The 21004-nt window shown below is 57.1% G+C and carries 19 protein-coding genes; 3 read left to right on the forward strand and 16 right to left on the reverse strand.

The window, feature by feature from the left end:
• Nucleotide 1: 1 nt before the first annotated feature.
• From J7395_RS17495 to J7395_RS17555, 13 genes are all read right to left on the reverse strand, one after another.
• Entirely contained in the window at nt 2–691 is a 690-nt protein-coding gene (locus tag J7395_RS17495; RefSeq protein ID WP_063094840.1) for an ABC transporter ATP-binding protein, read from the reverse strand.
• A gap of 2 nt (nt 692–693) precedes the next feature.
• On the reverse strand, nt 694–1443 hold the full coding sequence (locus tag J7395_RS17500; RefSeq protein ID WP_062953521.1) for an ABC transporter ATP-binding protein: 750 nt from the start codon (nt 1441–1443) through the stop codon (nt 694–696).
• Complete coding sequence (locus J7395_RS17505) at nt 1436–2422, reverse strand: branched-chain amino acid ABC transporter permease (RefSeq protein ID WP_209222761.1); 987 nt, start codon at nt 2420–2422, stop codon at nt 1436–1438. Before J7395_RS17505 ends, J7395_RS17500 begins: the two co-directional genes overlap by 8 nt.
• Before the next feature lies 1 nt (nt 2423).
• Nucleotides 2424–3341, reverse strand: coding sequence for a branched-chain amino acid ABC transporter permease (locus tag J7395_RS17510; protein WP_062953519.1), 918 nt, complete (start codon nt 3339–3341; stop codon nt 2424–2426).
• A 95-nt stretch (nt 3342–3436) separates the two neighbouring features.
• Nucleotides 3437–4576, reverse strand: a complete 1140-nt coding sequence (locus J7395_RS17515; RefSeq protein ID WP_209222764.1) for an ABC transporter substrate-binding protein — start codon at nt 4574–4576, stop codon at nt 3437–3439.
• Nucleotides 4577–4972: 396 nt separating this feature from the next.
• Entirely contained in the window at nt 4973–5842 is an 870-nt protein-coding gene (gene kynA / locus J7395_RS17520) for a tryptophan 2,3-dioxygenase (RefSeq protein WP_209222766.1), read from the reverse strand.
• Nucleotides 5839–7032, reverse strand: coding sequence for a kynureninase (kynU, locus tag J7395_RS17525; RefSeq protein ID WP_209222768.1), 1194 nt, complete (start codon nt 7030–7032; stop codon nt 5839–5841). Before kynU ends, kynA begins: the two co-directional genes overlap by 4 nt.
• Nucleotides 7029–8663: an AMP-binding protein gene (locus tag J7395_RS17530; RefSeq protein ID WP_062953516.1), complete on the reverse strand. Its 1635-nt coding sequence runs from the start codon at nt 8661–8663 to the stop codon at nt 7029–7031. The genes kynU and J7395_RS17530 overlap by 4 nt, the downstream gene beginning before the upstream one ends.
• 19 nt (nt 8664–8682) lie before the next feature.
• Nucleotides 8683–9840 (reverse strand): acyl-CoA dehydrogenase family protein, encoded by a 1158-nt coding sequence (locus tag J7395_RS17535; RefSeq protein ID WP_209222770.1) that lies wholly within the window; start codon nt 9838–9840, stop codon nt 8683–8685.
• A complete protein-coding gene (locus J7395_RS17540) occupies nt 9840–10652 on the reverse strand; it encodes an enoyl-CoA hydratase family protein (RefSeq protein ID WP_082832698.1) in 813 nt (270 codons plus the stop codon). Before J7395_RS17540 ends, J7395_RS17535 begins: the two co-directional genes overlap by 1 nt.
• The gene (locus J7395_RS17545; protein ID WP_247742258.1) at nt 10645–11136 is read right to left on the reverse strand and encodes a MarR family transcriptional regulator; all 492 of its coding nucleotides are present in this window, start codon (nt 11134–11136) and stop codon (nt 10645–10647) included. The genes J7395_RS17540 and J7395_RS17545 overlap by 8 nt, the downstream gene beginning before the upstream one ends.
• Nucleotides 11137–11138: 2 nt before the next feature.
• Nucleotides 11139–11897, reverse strand: a complete 759-nt coding sequence (locus tag J7395_RS17550; protein ID WP_209222774.1) for an SDR family NAD(P)-dependent oxidoreductase — start codon at nt 11895–11897, stop codon at nt 11139–11141.
• Between the two features lie 3 nt (nt 11898–11900).
• Complete coding sequence (locus tag J7395_RS17555; RefSeq protein ID WP_209222776.1) at nt 11901–14195, reverse strand: bifunctional salicylyl-CoA 5-hydroxylase/oxidoreductase; 2295 nt, start codon at nt 14193–14195, stop codon at nt 11901–11903.
• A 188-nt stretch (nt 14196–14383) separates the two neighbouring features.
• Here J7395_RS17555 and J7395_RS17560 point away from each other — a divergent pair, with 188 nt between their 5' ends.
• The 3 genes from J7395_RS17560 (at nt 14384) to J7395_RS17570 (ending at nt 17894) form a co-directional block, all read left to right on the forward strand.
• A complete protein-coding gene (locus tag J7395_RS17560) occupies nt 14384–15004 on the forward strand; it encodes an HNH endonuclease signature motif containing protein (RefSeq protein ID WP_209222778.1) in 621 nt (206 codons plus the stop codon).
• A gap of 77 nt (nt 15005–15081) precedes the next feature.
• Complete coding sequence (locus J7395_RS17565) at nt 15082–15918, forward strand: alpha/beta hydrolase (RefSeq protein WP_209222780.1); 837 nt, start codon at nt 15082–15084, stop codon at nt 15916–15918.
• The gene (locus tag J7395_RS17570; RefSeq protein ID WP_209222782.1) at nt 15918–17894 is read left to right on the forward strand and encodes a 3-hydroxyacyl-CoA dehydrogenase NAD-binding domain-containing protein; all 1977 of its coding nucleotides are present in this window, start codon (nt 15918–15920) and stop codon (nt 17892–17894) included. Before J7395_RS17565 ends, J7395_RS17570 begins: the two co-directional genes overlap by 1 nt.
• A 357-nt stretch (nt 17895–18251) precedes the next feature.
• Here J7395_RS17570 and iolG read toward each other — a convergent pair whose 3' ends face one another.
• From iolG to iolE, 3 genes are read right to left on the reverse strand one after another with little or no spacing between them, the layout of a single operon-like run.
• Nucleotides 18252–19241, reverse strand: coding sequence for an inositol 2-dehydrogenase (gene iolG / locus J7395_RS17575; protein WP_209222784.1), 990 nt, complete (start codon nt 19239–19241; stop codon nt 18252–18254).
• A gap of 54 nt (nt 19242–19295) precedes the next feature.
• On the reverse strand, nt 19296–20099 hold the full coding sequence (gene iolB / locus J7395_RS17580) for a 5-deoxy-glucuronate isomerase (RefSeq protein WP_209222786.1): 804 nt from the start codon (nt 20097–20099) through the stop codon (nt 19296–19298).
• Nucleotides 20099–21004 (reverse strand): myo-inosose-2 dehydratase, encoded by a 906-nt coding sequence (gene iolE / locus J7395_RS17585; protein WP_209222788.1) that lies wholly within the window; start codon nt 21002–21004, stop codon nt 20099–20101. Before iolE ends, iolB begins: the two co-directional genes overlap by 1 nt.

The following is a 21004-nucleotide window of genomic DNA, read 5'->3' on the forward strand; positions in this document are numbered from 1 at the left end:
CTCACACCCCCAGATACCGGTCGGCAAGGTCGTCGGTCAAATCGCCAACCGCCCCCGTCCATGCGGTAACGCCCTTTTCGACCACCACATAACGGTCTGCAACGCCGGATAATTCTTTAAGCGACTTGTCAACGACAAGGATCGAAAGGCCGGATTGCTTCAACCGGTTGATCGCGGCCCAAATCTCCTGCCGCACCACCGGTGCCAATCCCTCGGTCGCCTCATCAAGGATCAGAAGCCTTGGGTTGGTCATCAATGCCCGCCCGATGGCAAGCATCTGCTGCTCCCCACCCGAAAGCGTCATCGCCTTCTGATCGCGCCGTTCGGCAAGCCGTGGGAACAAATCCGCCACCCGGTCAAAATCCCATTCACCGGCCCGTGCCGCCGCCATCAGGTTTTCCATCACGCTTAACCGGGCAAAGCACCGCCGCCCTTCGGGGACAAGTCCGATGCCAAGGCGGGCGGCCTTATGCGATGGCAGTTTTGCAAGGTCGGTATCGGCAAAGCGGACCTCGCCATCCCGGTGGCTCATCATCCGGCAGATGGTCTTGATCGTCGTGGTCTTGCCCATGCCGTTGCGCCCCATAAGCGCAACCGCCTCGCCCTCGTTCACGATCAGATCAACACCAAACAGCGCCTGCGACGCACCATAAAATGCGGTGATGCCTGATACTTCCAGAAGTGCGCTCATGATCAGGCTTCCTCCCCCAGATACGCCCGCTTGACGTCTTCATTGCCACGAATATCGTCAACCGTTCCGGTCGCAATCACCCGCCCATAAACCAGAACCGAAATCCGGTCGGCCAGCGCAAAGACCGCATCCATATCATGTTCGACCAGAAGGATCGGCGCCTCTGCCCGCAATCCGTCAAGGAACCCGGTCAAACGTTTGGAGCCTTCCGGTCCCATGCCTGCCATCGGCTCGTCCAGCAAAAAGGCACGCGGCTTAAGTGCTAACGCAACCGCCATTTCAAGCTGCCTGCGTTCGCCGTGCGAAATATCGGCCGCCCGCATCTGGGCCCGGTCGGCAAGACCAACCCGTTCCAGCTGCGCCATCGCCGGTTCAAGAAGCGACGCATCGCTCAGAACCGGCTTGAAGAACCGGAAGATTTTCCCGCTGACCGATTGCTGCGCCAGAACGACGTTTTGCAGGACGGAGAATTCCGGCATAAGCGACGACACCTGAAATGTCCGCGCCAACCCCATGCGGGATCGTTCCACCGCATCCAGATCGCCGATATCGCGTCCGGCAAAGCGGATGTTGCCGCTATCAGATTTGATCTCGCCCGCGATCTGCTTGATCAGGGTGGATTTCCCCGCCCCGTTCGGCCCGATCAGGGCATGGATTTCACCGGGCATAAGGTCCAGCGACACATTGTCACTCGCCAGCAATGCGCCGAACTGCTTGGTGACATTGGATAGTGAAAGAATGGCTTCAGGCATGTTTGCGCTCCCCCGCCAGAAGGCCGATCAGGCCACCGCGTGCAAACAGCACCACCACCAGCAACAGAATACCCAGCGGCAATTGCCAATATTCAAACATGCCGCCCAGAAGATGTTCCAGAATGATGTAAAGTGCCGCCCCCGCGACCGGACCAAACAGCCGCCCGACCCCGCCAAGAATGACAAACACCATGATTTCGCCTGACATATGCCATGACAGCATCGACGGGCTGACAAACCGGTTCAGATCGGCATAAAGCGCACCGGCCCATGCGGTAATCATCGCCGAAATCACAAACGCCACCAGCCGCACACGGAACGGCGCAATACCAATCGCCATCATGCGCTGGCTGTTTTGCCGCGCCCCATGCAGGGCCAAACCAAACCGCGACCGGATCAGCACCGCTGAAAACGCAATCGCAATACCCAGCATCGCGGCACACAGCGCAAAGAAGCTGATGGGATCAAGCGTGTTCAGCCCCGGGAAGCTGTTGCGCACATAAATCGAAAGCCCGTCTTCCCCACCATAGGCCGGCCAGGAAATCGCGAAATAATAGATCATCTGCGCAAAGGCCAGCGTGATCATGATGAAATAGACACCACTGGTCCGAAGCGTGATCGCCCCGATCAGAAGCGCCACCAAAGCCGATGCGATCAATGCCACGATCCAGATAACAATCATCTGCGTCGTACCGTTGATTTCAAACGGCGCCTCCATGATCGGCTCGTAATTCAGCGCATGGCTGGCAAGGATACCCGCGGCATAGCCCCCGATCCCGAAAAACGCCGCATGACCAAACGATACAAGCCCGCCATAGCCAAGCGCGATATTAAGCCCGACCCCCGCCATGCCAAGGATCGCAACCTTGGTCGCCAGCGTGATGATAAATGGCTCACCCATGATCTGTGCGATCACCGGCACCGCAATCAGCAACGCCGCCAGAACGATATTAAGGATGGTTTCGCGGTTCATGCTCATATCAGGCTTCCGTCCCGAACAAACCGCTTGGCCGCAGGAAAAGCACCAGCGCCATAACGATATAAATCAGCATCGATGCAAGGGCCGACCCAATCGCCGTCGCACTTGCCGGATCGAAAAATGCCTCGAACCCGATGGGCAGCAAAAACCGCCCCATCGTGTCGGTAAAGCCCACCAGAAGCGATCCGATAAGTGCGCCCTTGATCGATCCGATCCCGCCAATCACGATAACAACGAATGCCAAAATCAGAACCGGCTCGCCCATGCCAACCTGTACCGATTGCGTCGTGCCGACAAACGCCCCGGCAAGACCTGCCAATGCCGCACCAAGGGCAAAAACAACCGTATAAAGCCGGTCGATATTGATCCCCAGTGCGGCAATCATTTCGCGGTCGGCTTCCCCGGCACGAATGCGCGTGCCAAGCCGCGTCTTGCCAATCAGGGCAAAAAGACCCGCCGCCACGATCAGACCGGCGACAATAATCGCCAGCCGGAAAATCGGATATTCCGATCCACCGGGCATCGTTACCGTACCCGAAAGGGCTTCGGGGACATTTAAAAACAGCGGGAAGGACCCGAAAATCCACCGGGTGCCTTCGGAAAAAATAAGAATAAGCGCAAATGTCGCCAGCACCTGATCAAGGTGGTCACGTTTATAAAGCCTGCGGATCACAAGCATCTCGACCAGCGCCCCCGCAAGGGCGGCCGCCATCAAACTCGCGACAAGCCCCAGCCAGAATGAACCGGTCCATGCCGCAACGGCCGCGCACGCAAACGCGCCTACCATATAAAGCGACCCGTGCGCCAGATTGATCAGCCCCATGACACCAAAAACAAGCGTCAGACCCGATGCCATCAGAAACAGCATGACCCCCGACTGAAGGCCGTTCAGAAGCTGCTCCAGAAATAAAGAAAACATAAAGGAAAACTCCGTCGCAAGATGGCGGGCATCAGCCCCGGAAACCGGGCACAAATGCCCGCCGAACTTGCCAGTCTATGAAACAGACTTCGTCGTTACATCGCACATTCCGATGCATAGGCATCGGCATGATCGATAAGGGCTGTGCCAATGATCTTGTTGGTCAGAACGTCGCCTTCCTTCACCACTTCACGGACATAGATGTCCTGGATCGGATGCTGGTTCGGGCCAAAGATGAACTTGCCACGGACGGAATTGAAGTCCGCCGCACGCAGCGCATCACGGAATGCGTCGGCATCCTTGACGTCTGCCTTGCCCATTGCCGACAGCAACAGATTGGCGGTGTCAAAGCCATATGACGCATAGATCGACGGCAGGCGGCCATATTCCGCCTGGAAGGTTTCGACAAACGCCTTGTTGGTGTCGTTGTCGATGTCCTTGGACCAGTTGGCGGTGTTTTTGATGCCAATCGCCGCATCGCCAATCGCGCCAAGAATCCCCTGATCCAGCGAGAATGCCGGACCGATCAGCGGAATATCCACACCCGACTGGGCATACTGTTTCATGAACGCAATGCCCATGCCGCCCGGCAGGAAGAAGAACACGCTATCCGCACCCGATGCACGGATCTGTGCGATTTCGGCCGCATAGTCGGTCTGACCAAGCTTGGTGTAAACCTCGCCCGATACATCACCCAGATAGAAACGCTTAAAACCGGCGATGGAATCCTTGCCTGCCGGATAGTTCGGCGCCATCACAAAGGTTTGCTCGTAACCGGCACTGGTCGCATAACCGCCTGCGGCTTCATGCAGGTTGTCGTTCTGGTACGAAACGCTGAAGTAATTCTTGTTGCAGCCCTTGCCCGCCAATTGCGACGGTGCGGCATTGACCGAAAGATAAAACTTGTCCTGTGCCACCGCCGACGGCACCACCGCCATCGCCAGGTTCGACCAGATGATACCGGTCAGCACATCGACCTTCTCGCTCTGGATCATTTTATCGGCCAACTGAACCGCGATATCGGGTTTCTGCTGATCGTCTTCGATCACAACCGTCAGGTCCGGGTTATTGGCCTGCTTGACCGCCAGCATGAAACCATCGCGCGCGTCGATGCCAAGCCCCGCACCGCCACCCGAAAGGGTCGTGATCATGCCAACCTTGACCGGCTCGGCCTGTGCCGCCCCCGCCATCAAAAGCGCAGCCAAAGCTGCGATTGTCGTCTTAGTGCCCTTCATTAAAGCCTCCGTGTTTATGTTTTTATCTACTCAGCAACATCGGCATTCCGTGACTTTGTTGTTTTTTGTCACGGTTGAGGATGTGGACCCACTAATATGACCGAAATGGTCATTCGGATTTGTGCGGATGCACGAAGCAAAATCGCCGGAACATCTACATGTTTCAAGATTTTGCGACACAGCAGCCCGTGCAAATCCGGATGATCCGCAGGACAACCGAGATGACCGCGAACTCCAGCGTCAAACCCCTTGACCGGGGGGGCGTCCCGCTCTGCGGGCTTTTCCTTGTATTTCGCGGTCATCTCGGTTGCCATTACGATCATATTAGTGGGTCCACACCCTCTGAACCTGATGCCTGCCCCTGATTTTGCAGTGTTCCATCAGGCCCGTCCATCCTCAAAGCGTGGTTCGCACCCGCCAGAGTTCCGGAAACAGTTCAACTTCCAGCATTTTTTTAAGGTAACTCACCCCGCCGGTCCCCCCGGTCCCGCGTTTGAAGCCAATGACGCGCTCCACCGTGGTCACATGGTTGAACCGCCAACGCCGGAAATAATCTTCAAAATCCACAAGCTTCTCGGCCAGCTCATAAAGCGGCCAATGCTTTTCAGGCGCGCTATAAACCCGATGCCACGCCACGATCACCTCGTCATGTGCCTCGTATGGGGCGCTGACATCACGTGATAAAACCTCGTCTGGCACCGCAATCCCCTCGCGCGCCAAAAGGGCCAGCGCCTCGTCATAAAGGCTGGGCGTTGCCAGTTCGGCGTTGAGCATTTCGGTAATGTCGTCGCGGTGCGCATGCGGGCGCAACATCGCATGGTTCCGATTGCCTAACATAAACTCGATCTGGCGATACTGATAGGACTGGAAGCCCGACGATGGGCCCAGCGCATCGCGAAACGTCGTATAGTCGCTTGGCGTCATGGTCCGCAAAACGTCCCACGCATTGTTCAATTGCTCGAATATGCGCGACACCCGTGCCAGCATCTTGAATGCCGGTTGCAGGCGACCGTAGCGGATGGCATCGCGCGCAGCGGTAATTTCCCGGATCGCAAGTTTCATCCACAATTCGGATGTCTGATGCTGAATGATAAACAGCAACTCATCCTGCGCATCGGTCAACGGATGCTGGGCTGTTAATACCGCATCCAGCGCCAGATAATCGCCATACGACATCTGATCGGAAAAATCGGTGCGCGCACCCTCTGTACTGGGGTCATAGGGCTGTTTCATCGGGCAGCCGGTATTTTTGGCTTTATCGCTCATGTCACGGCATTCCTTTTATGGAATTCCGGCTTGTCCCAGGCGCGCGTTTCCATGATATCCGCCAGAATTCTGACCGCGCCATCAACATCGTTGTTGTCGATATAAAGCGGGGTAAAGCCGAACCGGATGATATCGGGTGCCCTGAAATCACCAATCACGCCGCGCGCAATCAAGGCCTGCATCACCGCATAGCCATCTGCGAATTTAAACGAAACCTGCGATCCGCGCAGGGTCGCATCACGCGGGCTTGCCAGTTCCAGCATCGGGCAGCTTGCCTCGACCCCTGCAATGAACTGGTCGCAAAGCTCAATGCTGCGTTTGCGGATATCGGCCATCTCGACCCCGTCCCACGCCTTCATCGCCTCTTCCAGAACCGTCATCTGAATGACCGGCGGTGTTCCGACCCGCATCCGCGAAACATCCGGGGCCGGGCTGTATTCAAGGTCAAAGGCAAACGGGGCCGCATGGCCAAGCCATCCCGAAAGCGCCGGGCGCACGGTCTTCGCATGATCGGGCCGCACATAGATAAATGCCGGCGCACCGGGGCCACCATTCAGATACTTGTAGGTGCACCCGACCGCAAAATCGGCTTCGCATCCCGCAAGATCGACCGGCACCGCCCCCGCCGAATGCGCCAGATCCCATATCACGATTGCGCCTGCATCATGGGCCATCTTCGTGATCCGTTTCATGTCATACATCCGCCCGGTGCGGTAATCGACATGGGTCAGCATCAAAACCGCCAGATCATCATTGATCAGGCTTTCGACATCTTCCGGGTTTGGCGTCTTAAGCACATGGCCCTTATCAAGGCTTTTGATCAAGCCATCGGCGATATAAAGGTCGGTCGGGAAATTGCCATTGTCGGAAACCACCACCTTGCGATCCGGCTTCATTTCAAGCGCACTGGCAAGCGCCTGATAAACCTTGATCGACAAAGTATCGCCCATCACCACCGTACCCGGTGCCGCCCCGATCAGACGCGCGACCAGATCGCCGACGCGTTTGGGCTGCTCCATCCACCCGGCATCGTTCCAGCCGCGAATAAGCATCTCGCCCCATTCATCACTGATCATGGATTTGGCGCGCGCGGCCGCCGTTTTCGGCATCGCGCCCAGTGAGTTACCGTCAAGGTAAATCACCCCGTCAGGGATATGGAACAAGGCTTTGGTGGCGGCAAAGTCAATCATGCAGACATTTCCTGTTTCAGGCGGAATCGCTGGATTTTTCCAGTCGCGGTTTTCGGTAACGCATCGATAAACAGGATCGAACGCGGATATTTATAAGGTGCAATCGTCGCCTTGACATGATCCTGCAAAAGCTTCGCCATTTCGGGTGACGGATTGGCATTCGGGGTCAATACCACATGCGCCTGCACGATATAACCGCGTTCCTCGTCAGCAGCCGCCACCACCGCACATTCCGCCACATCCGGGTGTGCCAGCAACGCCGCCTCGACCTCGGGCCCGGCAATGTTATAGCCCGACGAGACAATCATATCGTCATTACGCGCGGCAAAATGGAAATAGCCGTCGCTATCGACAAAAAACGCATCCCCCGTCAGGTTCCAGCCATCACGCACATAACCATGCTGCCGATCATCGGCCAGATACCGGCACCCGGTCGGGCCACGCACCGCAAGCTTGCCAATGGTGCCCACCGGAAGCTCGTTCATTTCATCATCAACGATCCTGGCTTCATATCCGCCCACCGGACGCCCGGTGCAGGCCGGGTGACTGTCGCCAAACCGGTTGGAAATAAAGATATGCAGCATCTCGGTGGCACCAATGCCATCCAGCATCGGCTTGCCGGTCTTTTCCATCCATGCCTTGTAAACCGGGGCTGGCAATGTCTCGCCCGCTGAAACGGCGGCCCGAAGGGATGATAAATCCGCCCCGTCTTCCATCGCGGCCAACATCGCCCGATACGCCGTCGGCGCGGTAAAGCACACGGTTGCCTTATAGGTTTCGATAATCTCGATCATGTTGGGCGGCGATGCCTTTTCAAGCAATGTCGCCGTCGCCCCGAAGCGAAGCGGAAAGACGGCCAACCCGCCAAGCCCAAAGGTAAAGGCAAGCGGCGGCGATCCGACAAACACGTCATCGGGCGTCACATTCAGGACTTCCTTGGCATAGCCATCGGCAATGATCAGAAGATCACGATGGAAATGCATGGTCGCCTTGGGCTCCCCCGTCGTGCCCGATGTAAAGCCCAGCAACGCCACATCATCGCGCCCGGTCTTGACCGCCTCATATTTCACCGATTTGGTAAGGGCAATGCGATCAAGCTCCGCGTCATGATTGGCGGTACCGTCAAAGCCGATGACCTTTTTAAGGAATTTGCTGTCCTTCGCACACGCCACCAGCTCATCCATCAGCCGCGTATCGCAAAGGGCAAATTCGATCTCGGCCTTGTCAACGATCTGGGCCAGTTCGCCGGCACGCAGCATCGGCATGGTATTGACCACAACCGCCCCCGCCTTGGTTGCGGCTAACCAGCACGCCACCATCGCCGGATTATTGGCCGACCGGATCAAAACCCGGTTGCCGGGCTTGACGCCATAATCCTCGGCCAGCGCATGAGCAATGCGGTTGGTCCAGTCGGATAATTCCTTGTATGTCCGCTGACGGCCATTGCCGATCAGGGCGGTATTATCGCCAAATCCCTGTTCGACCATCCGGTCGGTCAACTCGACCCCGGCATTGAGATATTCGGGATACTGAAACTTTTCGAGGTTAAAGACCGGCCAACTTTCGACCGGTGGCAGATTGTCCCTTGCGAACGTATCGCTATGTGCGGTCGGACCCAGAACGTGCGACATGGTTAAGCCCCTGATACAGCTATTTTTGTGCCAGCGTTTGCCGTGCAATGATTATTTTTTGGACGTCTGACGCGCCTTCATAAATCCGAAGGGCGCGAATTTCCCGATACAGCGTTTCAACGATGTGACCAGAACGCACACCATCGCCGCCATGTATTTGTACCGCCTTGTCGATGACGGTTTGGGCATGATCGGTTGAATAAAGTTTTGCCATCGCGGCCTCGCGTGATACCCGCGATGCCCCGCTGTCCTTCAGCCACGCGGCGCGATAAACCAGAAGCGCACTGGCATCGACATCAAGCGCCATATCGGCCACATGCCCCTGCACCATCTGCAAATCAAAAAGCGGTGCGCCAAACAATTCGCGGGACTGAACGCGATTAATGGTTTCGTCAAGCGCACGTCTGGCAAAGCCGAGTGCAGCCGCGGCAACGGTCGACCGGAACACGTCCAGAACCGACATCGCGATCTTGAACCCTTCACCCGGAAGGCCAATCAGGGCCGTCGCCGGAACACGGCAATCACTGAATTTCAGCCGCGCCAACGGATGCGGCGCAATGGTTTCCAGCCGCTCGGCAATCGAAAGCCCCGGTGTGTTGGCGGGTACCAGAAACGCCGAAAGCCCCTTGGCCCCCGGTGCCTCGCCGGTGCGCGCAAAAACGCAATAAAAATCGGCGATCCCGCCATTCGAAATCCAGGTTTTCTCGCCATTCAGGACAAAATCGCTGCCATCCGCACGGGCTTCCAGTGCGATATTGGCAACATCCGATCCCGATTGTGGTTCGGTCAGGGCAAAGGCGGCAATCGCCTTGCCCGAACGGACCTTCGGCAGGATCTCGGCCCGCTGTGCCCTAGTGCCAAACAGCGAAATCGCCCCGCTACCAAGCCCCTGCATGGCAAAGGCAAAATCGGCCAGCCCGTCATAGCGCGCCAGCGTCTCCCGGATCAGGCAAAGCGACCGGACGTCAAGCTTCGCGCCATCAATGTCGGGGTCAATCGCTGCATGTTTAAGCCACCCGCCATCGTTAAGCCGCGCCACAAGGTCACGGCACGCCCCATCGACATCATGATGATCGATACCGTCAAGATTGGCCGCCGCCCACGCATCAAGCCGTGCGGCAAGTTCGCGGTGCCGGTCTTCGAAAAACGGCCAGTCAAGATAGGACGTATCAGCCATCAGTTCCCCTCGAACACCGGTTTTTCCTTGGCGACAAATGCCTTATAGGCGCGGTTGAAATCCTCGGTCTGCATGCAGATCGCCTGCGCCTGTGCTTCGGCCTCAATCGCCTGCTCGATCCCCATATTCCATTCCTGCGCCAGCATGGTTTTCGTCATCATGTGACCGAAATTCGGGCCTTCGGAAATCCGGGTCGCCAATGCAATCGCCTCGGCCTCCAGAACATCCCCCTCGACCAGCCGGTTATAGAACCCCCAACGCTCGCCCTCGTCTGCACTCATGGACCGTCCGGTATATAAAAGCTCGGCTGCACGCCCCTGCCCGATGATACGCGGCAGGATCGCACATGCCCCCATGTCACAGCCCGCAAGCCCGACACGGGTAAACAGAAACGCCGTTTTCGATACCGGGGTCGCGATGCGCAAATCGGATGCCATCGCAATGATCGCCCCCGCACCAACGCAAATGCCATCCACCGCCGCAATCACCGGCTTGCCACAGCCAATGATCGCCTTGACCAGATCGCCTGTCATGCGGGTAAATTCCAAAAGCCCCTTCATGTCCTTGTCGATCAGCGGGCCGATAATGTCGTGCACGTCCCCGCCCGAACAGAAATTGCCGCCGTTCGATCCGAACACCACCGCCTTGATATCATCGGCATAAACCAGATCACGGAACGTATCGCGAAGCTCGGCATAACTCTCGAACGTCAGCGGGTTCTTGCGTTCCGGCCGATCCAGCGAAATGACCGCAACATCGCCTTCCATGCGCCAGTTGAAATGCTTTGGCGTGATGTTTGCCATCTTAGTCATGGTGCGCCTCGTTATGATGATAAACAGTCCGAAGGATACGGATCAGGGCATCGGCATCACTGGCCGACAGATCGGAAAACAGCTCGGAAACCCAGCCCTCATGCACAAGCGCGCGCTCGGCAAAATCCTTTTCGCCCGCTTCCGTCAGGCGCACGATGGATGCCCGGCGATCATTTTCAACCGGCACCCGGACCAGCATCCCCTCGCTCACCAAGCGGTCAACAATCCCGGTGACATTGCCGTTCGATACCATCAACGCGCTTGAAAGCTCGCTCATGCGCATCCCGTCGCGGGACCGGTAAAGCGCTGCCATCACGTCAAAGCGCGGCAAAGTCGACCCGAATTCAAGGCGCATCTTTTCGCGAAGTTCGCCCTCGATCTTGCGCGACACGCGTAAAACCTGAAGCCACGCCCTAAGGCGCGCCTTTGAAATATCCGATGTTTCATTGTGCGGCATATCGGGGTCGCGGACTGTTTTATCCATATTCATATCTCTCCTCCCGATACCGAAATCGCCTGTCCGGTGATCGATGCGGCCTGGCTGCTTGCCAGCCACATGACGGTCTCGGCAACTTCTTCGGGCTGGATCAACCGGTTCTGCGGATTGATCTTCGCAAGGCTTGCGCGGGCGTCTTCCGTACTCATGCCGGTTTTCGCAACGATATTGGCAACCGATTGTTCAAGCATCGGCGTTTCCATGAAACCGGGGCACACCGCATTGACCGTGATCGGGGTCGATGCCAGCTCGGTCGCAAGGCTTTTGACAAGCCCGATGACCGCATGTTTCGCCGCGCAGTAGGCAGTGACATAGGCATAGCCCTTAAGCCCCGCCGTCGATGCAATCGAAATCAACCTCCCCCGCTTGGCGCGGTCCATCACGTTCAACCCTTCGCGGAACGTCAAAAACGTGCCCGTAAGGTTCACATCCATTGTGCGTTTCCAAAGGTCGATGGATGTTTTGCCAAACGGCGCGCTTTCGGCCATACCGGCATTGGCAATCACCAGATCGGGCGCGCCGATCACATCGCAGAATGTGCCAAACATCGCACGCACCGATGCCTCATCCGTCACATCGGCGGGGATGGCGATGATATTGGGATGTTTTGCCACCTCGGCCAGCATCTCGGGCCGACGGCCTGATACCGCCACCTTCACCCCGGCATCGGCCAGCATACGGGCCATCACGGCCCCCACACCCGTCCCGCCGCCGGTAATCAATGCTGTGCTGATGGCAAGGTTTCCCATGGGTTACACCTTCCCGGTCATGACGTCGGACCGTTCCGCCAGACGCCACATCTGATCCCGCCCGGCATAATACGGTTCCGGCCAGTTTTCCGTCCGGTTGCCAAGCCCGGCTGCGGCATGCAGCGTCCAGTACGGATCGGCCAGATGTGGCCGCGCAAGGCACACAAGGTCCGCCCGTCCCGCCATCAGGATCGAATTGACGTGATCGGGTTCGTAAATATTGCCAACCGCCATGGTCGCCATATGTGCTTCGTTCCTGATCCGGTCGGAAAACGGTGTCTGGAACATGCGGCCATAGACGGGCCGTGCGGCCTTGGTCGTCTGACCGGCGGATACGTCACAGATATCAACATCATGGGCCTGCAACATCCGGGCGATCTCGACCGCTTCTTCCGGTGTCACGCCCTCATCCCCGACCCAGTCATTGGCCGAAATACGCACCGATAATGGCTTGTGCGCCGGCCATGCGGCACGCACCGCATCAATCACTTCCAACGGATAACGCATCCGGTTTTCAAGCGACCCGCCATATTCATCGCCGCGCGTATTGCTGACCGGGCTGATGAACGATGACAGAAGATACCCGTGGGCCGCATGAACCTCAATCATGTCAAAGCCCGCCCGATCCGCCATTTCGGCGGCTGCGACGAACTGATCGCGCACCCTATCCATGTCATCGCGTGTCATCGGTTTTGGCGTCTGGTTGCGATCCGACCACGCAATGTCGGATGCCGACAATAACGGCCAGTTACCCGATTTCAGCGGCGCATCCATTTCTTCCCAGCCAAGCTGCGTCGAACCCTTGCGCCCGGAATGACCGATCTGCGCACAGATTTTGGCATCCGTTTCGGAATGCACAAAATCGGTAATCCGTTTCCACGCTGCCTCGTGCGACGGCGCGTAAAAACCGGGGCACCCCGGCGTGATGCGGCCGGTATCGGAAACGCAGGTCATCTCGGTATAAACCAGCCCCGCACCACCCTTGGCCCGTTCGGCATAATGCACCAGATGCCAGTCGGTCGGGCAGCCATCCACCGCCTTGTACTGCGCCATCGGCGACACCACGATGCGGTTTTTCAGTTTCATGTCGCGCAATGTAAACGGCACGAACATCGGATGACGGACTTCATCATTCGCCGGAATGCCCGCCTTGCGCTGGAACCATCCTTCGGCATCCTTAAGCCACTTGGCATCGCGCAGTCGAAGGTTCTCATGGCTGATGCGCTGTGATCGGGTCAGAAGCGAATAGGTGAACTGCACCGGATCGAAATGGAAATACCGCTCGATCTCCTCGAACCATTCCATCGAATTGCGCGCGGCTGATTGCAGGCGCAAGACCTCTAACCGGCGTTCGTCTTCATATTTGGCAAAGGCGGACGGCAAATCGGCCTCGGAATGCAGGTAATTGGCAAGCCCGATGGCACTTTCAAGGGCCAACTTCGTGCCCGATCCGATGGAAAAGTGCGCGGTCGCCGCCGCATCACCCATAAGGACGATATTTTCATGCGACCATGTTTTGCACAAAACCCGCGGGAAGCTCAACCACGCCGAACCACGCACATGATGCGCATTGCTGATCAACGCATGACCGCCAAGATGGTCCTTGAAGATTTCCTCGCAGGTGGCAATCGACTCTTCCTTGGTCATGTCGCCGAAACCATACGCTTCCCAAGTCGCTTGCGAACATTCGACGATAAAGGTCGCAGTCTTGTCATCAAACTGATAGGCGTGCGCCCAGACCCAGCCCTTGTCGGTTTCCTCGAAAATGAACGTAAAGGCATCATCGAATTTCTGATGCGTGCCCAGCCAGACAAACTTGCATTTCCGCGTATCGATATCAGGCTGGAATTTATCGGCAAACTCGGTGCGGGTTTTGGAATTAAGCCCGTCGGATGCGACGACAAGGTCGAATTCCTTGGCATAATGCGCGGCACTTTCGGCCTCGGTCTCGAACCGAAGCTCGACACCCAGTTCGCCTGCCCGCTGCTGCAACAGGATCAAAAGCTGCTTGCGCCCGATGCCGCAAAAACCATGTCCGGTCGATACGGTCTTTTCACCGCGATACAGAACCGCAACATCATCCCAGTACGAAAAATGCCCCCGGATCGCCTCGGCACTTTTGGCATCGTTCTGCGCCAGATTGGTCAGCGTCTCGTCCGACAGGACAACGCCCCAGCCAAACGTGTCATCGGGCTTGTTACGCTCGATCACCACGACCTCATGGCCGGGATCGCGCAATTTCATCGAAATCGCAAAATAAAGCCCCGCAGGACCGCCACCCAAACAAGCTACTCTCACCTGATTTTCCCTTCTTGATATGGGGTCTTTGCCCCGGTTGTTTTGGGAAACTTCAAAAACGGTACGCCTGCCCGACATTTATTTCAAGCATAAAATATTTGGGTTTGAAATATCTGTATTTTCCCCTAGAATCCCCGAAACAAGATGATGCAAGTTGCTTCAAGCAAGCCAACAACAAGGTATCTCTGATGTCCGACCTGCGGTCATGTTTCCGCGAGCCAATCCCTGAAATTGCGATAGCGGCTCAGTATTTGGATGCTGCGGTAACTGCGCATCTAAAGGGGGAACATGAACAGGCTGCAACGCTGATCAAACGAGCAGATATGCCGGTCATCCGGGACTGGACGGAATCAATTTGGGGCAAGAACAGCCCCTACGTTTCCTCTGGCAGGATTTCTGGCGCAGCACCTGTTCTGACCAAAGAACAGCGGGTCGCGGCCCGGATGCCAAATGCGTTGAAAAAAAAGCATCTCCATGAACGGGATGCTTTCCATTGCCGTTTTTGCGGCATTCCCGTCATTCGCAAAGAAGTCCGTGCGAAATTGGCAATGCTCTACCCGGATTCTTTAAAATGGGGCCGGAAAAACACCGAACAACACGCCGCATTTCAAGCGATGTGGCTTCAGTATGATCACGTGATCCCCCACGCAAGGGGCGGCAACAACGACCTCGATAATCTGGTGATTACGTGCGCACCGTGTAACTTTGGGCGCATGAACTTTCTGATCGAAGAAGTCGGGCTCCTTGATCCCAGAACCAGAGAACCTTTGCGTAGCTCTTGGGACGGGCTGGAACGATTGATGACGTGATTCGATACCGAAGGACCTGACGAAGTCTATTGCGGGCTTATACAAAAACCCGCACTCCAAAAAGGGAACGATAAAAAATGATCACCAACTGGGACGACGCATACGCCAATGGCGACCATATCAGGGGTGCGGCGGAATTTCCCGGCATGTGGGCCAAACTGGCTGCAGCCTTCCGCGATGAAATGGCGGCATCGAACCGGGCGGAACTCGATATTTCCTATGGCAACGCCGCGCGTGAAAAATACGACCTGTTCCTGCCCGAAGGCACCCCAAAGGGTTTGGTTGTTTTCGTGCATGGCGGCTATTGGAAGGCGTTTGATAAATCGACATGGTCGCATCTGGCGCGTGGTGCGGTTGCGCGCGGCTGGGCGGTCTGTCTGCCAAGCTATATTTTGGCCCCCGAAGCCCGTCTTTCGGACATCACCCGCCAGATCGGGGCGGCGATTGATCATGTTGCCAACCGCATTTCAGGTCCTATTCACCTGACCGGCCATTCGGCGGGCGGTCATCTGGTCAGCCGGATGAATTGCGTCTCCTCGCCCCTGTCACCGGCAACGCAGGCACGCATCAAAAACACGGTATCCATCAGCGGCCTGCACGATCTGCGCCCGCTTTTGAAAACCGCGATGAATGATGTGCTGAAACTCGACGAAGCCGAAGCAATCGCCGAAAGTGCGGCACTGACCCGCCCGCATCTGCCATGCTCCATCACCTGCTGGGTCGGCGCGGATGAACGGCCGGAATTTGTCCGTCAGAACGATCTTCTTGCCAATATCTGGACCGGTCTAGGTGCTGCGACCCGCGCGGTTGAGGCCCCCGACAAACACCATTTCGACGTCATCGCCGATCTGGCCGATCCGGATTCTGATCTGGTCGCCTGCCTGCTGCATCCGATTGAGCCGGAGGACGCATAATGTCCACACTGTCCCCCGTCAGTCTTACAACCGAAAACGACATTGCGATCATCACGATTGATCATCCACCGATCAACGCGACCAGTCATGTCGTCCGTCTGGGAATTTGGGAAGCAATTGATCAGGTCAACCGCGATGACGCGATCCGCGCTGCGATCCTGACCTGCGCCGGGTCAACCTTTATCGCCGGGGCCGATGTCAGCGAATTTGGCAAACCGCCGCTGGACCCGATCCTGCCCGATCTGATCCTCAAACTCGAACAATCAACCAAGCCACTGATCGCCGCCATTCACGGCAATGCGCTTGGCGGCGGGCTTGAAGTAGCGCTGGGTTGTCATTACCGCATCGCCACAGCCACCGCCAAACTCGGCCTGCCCGAGGTTAATCTTGGCCTGATCCCCGGTGCCGGCGGCACCGTGCGATTACCCCGCCTGATCGCGGTTGAGAACGCGATTGCCATGATTACCGGCGGCAAGCCGGTCACGGCCACCACCGCCCGTGATTTCGGCCTGATCGACGAAATTGCGGATATCGGAAATGGTGATTTGCAGGCCGCCGCCCTCGCACTGGCCGAACGGATCAAAACCGATCCCTGCCCGACCGCCCTGATTGACCGCGCCCCGGTCAATGCCCCGGACACCGATGCTTGGGATGCCCTGATTGCCGGGATCGGCAAAAAGGCCCGTGGGCAGGATGCCCCGGTGATTGCCGCCCGGACCATCCGGGCCGCCGTGACCGGCGACGCCAGAACCGCCCTGGGTCTTGAGCGCGAAAACTTCGTTCGCCTTCGCGACAGCGACCAGTCAAAGGCACTGCGCCATATTTTCTTTGCCGAACGATCGGTTGCCAAGCTGCCCGAACTGGCCGGGGTCGATCCCCGCCCCGTTGCCGAAATCGGCGTCATTGGCGGCGGCATCATGGGGGCCGGGATTGCCACCTCCGCCCTTCTGGCCGGCTATGCCGTGGTGATGATCGAACGCGATAACGATGCCTGTGAACGCGGCATCGCCAATGTCCGCCATCATCTCGGCGGGTCGCTCAAACGTGGCATCATCACCCAGTCCCGCCATGATCAGCTTCTGGGCGATCTCGTCAGCAGCACGGATTACGCGGCCCTTGCCAACTGCGATCTGGTGATCGAGGCCGTGTTCGAGGACATGGACGTCAAACATGACGTGTTTGCCAAACTCTCCGCCCATTGCAAACCCGATGCGGTGCTGGCGTCGAACACCTCCTATCTCGACATCGATGCGATTGCGACGGCCTGCACCCATCCCGAACGGGTGATAGGCCTGCATTTCTTCTCCCCGGCGCATGTGATGAAATTGCTCGAAGTCGTCCGCACCCGGTTGGCCAGCCCCGTGACACTGGCAACCGCCCTTGCCTTCGCCAAGCGCCTTAGCAAGATCGCGGTCCCTTGCGGGGTGTGTGATGGCTTCATCGGCAACCGGATCATGTCGGCCTATCGCAAACATTGCGAATACATGCTCGAAGACGGATCTCTCCCGCCTGACATTGACCGCGCCATGACCAATTTCGGTTTCCCGATGGGCCTGTTTGCCATGCAGGACATGGCCGGGCTTGAAATCTCATGGGCCACCCGCAAACGCCTGGCACCCACCCGCGACCCGAATGAACGCTATGTCGCGCTTGGGGATTACCTCTGTGAAATGGGGCGTTTCGGGCGCAAGAATGGCCTTGGGTGGTATCGCTACGATGAACATGGCAAAGCTTTCCCTGATCCTGTTGTCGATGAACTGGTGATCGCTGAATCGGCGAAAAAGGGCATCAAACGCCGCCCGTTTTCCGATGCCGAAATCATCGAAACCATCCTGTCTGCCATGCAGGCAGAAGGCGAAAAAATCCTGGCCGAGGGCATCGCGCACAGCTCTGATGCCATCGATGTCGTGATGGTCAACGGCTACGGCTTCCCCCGCCACAAGGGCGGCCCGATGCACCTTAAAAAGACCGCCTGAACACCTGAAATCCGGGGCTTTCACGGCCCCGGAAAGGTGCCCGAACCCGGCCCTTCTCCAACATCACCCGCGCCCCGGTACAAACCGGGCACAACTCTCCCGCTTGGCCGCCTTTGACTGCTTTTGACTGCCGTTTGTCCCCCATTTGACCGCCAGCAAAACGGCCAAAATCGCCGCCCGTGGCCTTAATACCGACCCGACGAACCGCCAATCTGGCTACCCGCCACACACCGCCAAAACAAAAACGCCCGCCGGGAAGTTCCCGGCGGGCGCAATTCTGGTGTTGACTTGGTTCTTATATCAGACAGAAAAGAACAAATCAAGAACTTTTTGATAGGGTCAGCGATTTTTTTTCGCCTACCCGACCAGAACTTCCTTGCCACTCGCAAGCGATTCAAGCGCCGCATCGGCCAAAATCAACGCTTTCAGGCCATCTGCACCGCTGGGATAATTGGTGGTTTTACCCGCCACCACATCACAGAAGGTCGTCAGCTCAATCCGATAGGCATCGGCATAACGCGACATGAAGAAATCCATCAACGGTTCGGCGGTATATCCCGAACCGTTCGCCACGGTGACCGACGTGGTGCGATGGTTTCCGGCCTCGACCAGACCTTTTGAGCCATGCACTTCGATGCGCTGGTCATAGCCATATGTCGCACGACGCGAATTGGTAATCACCGCCATCCGGCCGCTTTTGGTCCGAAGGGTTGCCGCCGCGCTATCGACATCACCCGTCGCCTTGATCGCCGGATCGGTCAGGACCGCACCGGTCGCATAGACCGATACAATCTCCTCGCCCAGAAGGAAGCGCGCCATATCAAGGTCATGGATCATCATGTCGCGGAAAAGCCCGCCCGACCGTTTGATATAATCAACCGGTGGCGCGGACGGATCACGCGACGTGATCTGCACCATTTCAACATCGCCAATCGCGCCCGCGTCAATCTCGGCACGAAGGCGGGCAAAACTGGGGTCAAAACGACGGTTGAAACCCACCATCAAAACCGCACCGGTTTCCTCGACCACTTTCAGGCAATCGCGCACCCGCCCGGCATCCAGATCAACCGGCTTTTCACAGAAAATCGCCTTGCCCGCCCGCGCGGCCAGTTCGATCTGATCGGCATGAAGGTCGGTTGGGGTGGCAATGATAACGGCGTGAATATTGCCATCCGCCATGATTTCCTCGACCGTCGCACGGGTCGCCCCGGTAAGGGCAATCGCGTTTTCCGCCGCGGCATCGACCGGGTCAAAAACCTTGGCGATTTTGGCATTTGGCAGGGCCTGAACGGCTTTGGCGTGGGTGATGCCGATACGGCCAGCACCAAGAAGTCCGATATTAAGCATGTTTGACATCCTGAAAGGACAAATGTTGCGAAGACGGGAATACGGAAAACGGGTTTATTTGCTGTCGCGCTGGAAAATCCAGTCATGATCGGGATGGTTCTGGAATCGCCATTTGCGCATCGGCCCGGCCATGACATTCAGATAATACATCTCATAGCCATAAGGACTGCCGCACGGGTGATGCCCCTTGGGCACCAGCACCACATCGCCATCCGAAACCGCCATGGTTTCGTCAAGCTCCCCATCCTCGGTAAACACCCGCTGGAAACCGAAACCCTGTTTGGGATTCAAACGGTGATAATAGGTTTCCTCAAGGTATGTCATGTCGGGATAATTATCCTCGTCATGGCGGTGCGGCGGATAGCTTGACCAGTTGCCCGACGGCGTGAAGACCTCGGTCACAAGCAGGCTGTCGGCAATATCCTTTTCCTCCATCGCAATCGGATAGATGTATCGGGTATTGGCACCCTTGCCGCGTTCAACCAGCTCAATATCGCTGATCACACGTGCCGGATAATTGCCCTTGCCCGGTGCGGTGCAGACCGCCAGAACGCAATCAGTCGTGGCCTTGGCATTCCAGTTGGCATCATTGGGGGCATAGACACAGGCAGGCGGGATACGTTCAAACACGCTCATTCGTTTGCCCAGTTCCCCGAAATTCTGATCACCCACCGCGATTTCGGCCTTGCCTTCGACAAGAACCAGAATCACCTCGCGGTCGCCCGTCGGCTCGGCTGCCGTTTCACCCGCTTTCAGGTGATAAAGCCCGAACCCGACATAGCCCCAATTGGCACTTTGGGCGGTAATGTCATGGACTTTTCCGGTTGTCCCCGACGGTTTTCTCAGCAGATCGGCCATCAGGCTTCTCCCTTATCCAGTCCGGTTTTCTGCGCCATCGCACGAAGCGCCTTAAGCCCCATCGACTGATATTTGAACGGGTTGCGCACGACCGGGTCCTGTTCTGCCTCAATCACCAGCCAGCCGGAATAATCATGCTCGGCCGCGATTTTCAGAACCGGTTCGAAGTCAACAATACCTTCCTCGTCACCGGGCACGGTAAACACGCCGCGCCGCACCCCTTCAAGGAAGCTCAGATGCTGATTGCGGACCTGCTCGGCGATTTTCGGGCGCACGTTTTTGCAATGGATATGGGCGACCCGATCCATATAACGGCTGGCCAGTTCTTCGGGATTTGCCCCGCCAAACCATGCGTGCCCGGTATCCAGCAACAGGTGCGTTTTAGGGCCGGTATGGGCCATGAATTGATGAATTTCATCGGCCGTTTCAACAATCGTGCCCATATGATGATGATACACCAATGTCACGCCTTGGTCGGTGCAATAGGCGGCAATCGCCTCAACATCCGCACCAAATTTCGCCCATTTGTCCGCCGCCAAAACCGGGCTTTCGGACAGGGCCGCATTGTCATTTCCGTGGATCGCATTGCTGGTTTCGCACACGATGCACACCTTGCATCCCATGGCTTTCAGCAAATCCAGATGTGGCTGGATCGCCTTTTTCTCGTCCTCGACCGAATGGGTCAGAAGATTAAGCGAATGCCAGCCCGACACGAACTTAAGCCCGTTGGGATCAAGCTTGGCCTTCAGTGCCGCCGGTTCGGTCGGCATCTTGTGGCCTTTTTCAATCCCATCAAAACCGATTTCGCCTGCTTCGGACAAACAGGTTTCGAGGCTGATTTCAGCACCCAGCGTCTGATCATCGTCATTGGACCAGGCAATCGGGTTGGTACCGTAAAGGATCAT

The sequence above is a fragment of the Thalassospira sp. A3_1 genome, assembly GCF_017744215.1.
In the GTDB taxonomy this organism is placed as follows: Bacteria; Pseudomonadota; Alphaproteobacteria; order Rhodospirillales; family Thalassospiraceae; genus Thalassospira; species Thalassospira lucentensis_A.

What these genes read in the sequence shown, in the direction of transcription:
- J7395_RS17495 (WP_063094840.1), bottom strand. Translation starts at nt 691, where the DNA reads ATGAGCGCACTTCTGGAAGTATCAGGCATCACCGCATTTTATGGTGCG.
- J7395_RS17500 (WP_062953521.1), bottom strand. Translation starts at nt 1,443, where the DNA reads ATGCCTGAAGCCATTCTTTCACTATCCAATGTCACCAAGCAGTTCGGC.
- J7395_RS17505 (WP_209222761.1), bottom strand. Translation starts at nt 2,422, where the DNA reads ATGAGCATGAACCGCGAAACCATCCTTAATATCGTTCTGGCGGCGTTG.
- J7395_RS17510 (WP_062953519.1), bottom strand. Translation starts at nt 3,341, where the DNA reads ATGTTTTCTTTATTTCTGGAGCAGCTTCTGAACGGCCTTCAGTCGGGG.
- J7395_RS17515 (WP_209222764.1), bottom strand. Translation starts at nt 4,576, where the DNA reads ATGAAGGGCACTAAGACGACAATCGCAGCTTTGGCTGCGCTTTTGATG.
- kynA (WP_209222766.1), bottom strand. Translation starts at nt 5,842, where the DNA reads ATGAGCGATAAAGCCAAAAATACCGGCTGCCCGATGAAACAGCCCTAT.
- kynU (WP_209222768.1), bottom strand. Translation starts at nt 7,032, where the DNA reads ATGATTGACTTTGCCGCCACCAAAGCCTTGTTCCATATCCCTGACGGG.
- J7395_RS17530 (WP_062953516.1), bottom strand. Translation starts at nt 8,663, where the DNA reads ATGTCGCACGTTCTGGGTCCGACCGCACATAGCGATACGTTCGCAAGG.
- J7395_RS17535 (WP_209222770.1), bottom strand. Translation starts at nt 9,840, where the DNA reads ATGGCTGATACGTCCTATCTTGACTGGCCGTTTTTCGAAGACCGGCAC.
- J7395_RS17540 (WP_082832698.1), bottom strand. Translation starts at nt 10,652, where the DNA reads ATGACTAAGATGGCAAACATCACGCCAAAGCATTTCAACTGGCGCATG.
- J7395_RS17545 (WP_247742258.1), bottom strand. Translation starts at nt 11,136, where the DNA reads ATGGATAAAACAGTCCGCGACCCCGATATGCCGCACAATGAAACATCG.
- J7395_RS17550 (WP_209222774.1), bottom strand. Translation starts at nt 11,897, where the DNA reads ATGGGAAACCTTGCCATCAGCACAGCATTGATTACCGGCGGCGGGACG.
- J7395_RS17560 (WP_209222778.1), top strand. Translation starts at nt 14,384, where the DNA reads ATGTCCGACCTGCGGTCATGTTTCCGCGAGCCAATCCCTGAAATTGCG.
- J7395_RS17565 (WP_209222780.1), top strand. Translation starts at nt 15,082, where the DNA reads ATGATCACCAACTGGGACGACGCATACGCCAATGGCGACCATATCAGG.
- J7395_RS17570 (WP_209222782.1), top strand. Translation starts at nt 15,918, where the DNA reads ATGTCCACACTGTCCCCCGTCAGTCTTACAACCGAAAACGACATTGCG.
- iolG (WP_209222784.1), bottom strand. Translation starts at nt 19,241, where the DNA reads ATGCTTAATATCGGACTTCTTGGTGCTGGCCGTATCGGCATCACCCAC.
- iolB (WP_209222786.1), bottom strand. Translation starts at nt 20,099, where the DNA reads ATGGCCGATCTGCTGAGAAAACCGTCGGGGACAACCGGAAAAGTCCAT.
- iolE (WP_209222788.1), bottom strand. Translation starts at nt 21,004, where the DNA reads ATGATCCTTTACGGTACCAACCCGATTGCCTGGTCCAATGACGATGAT.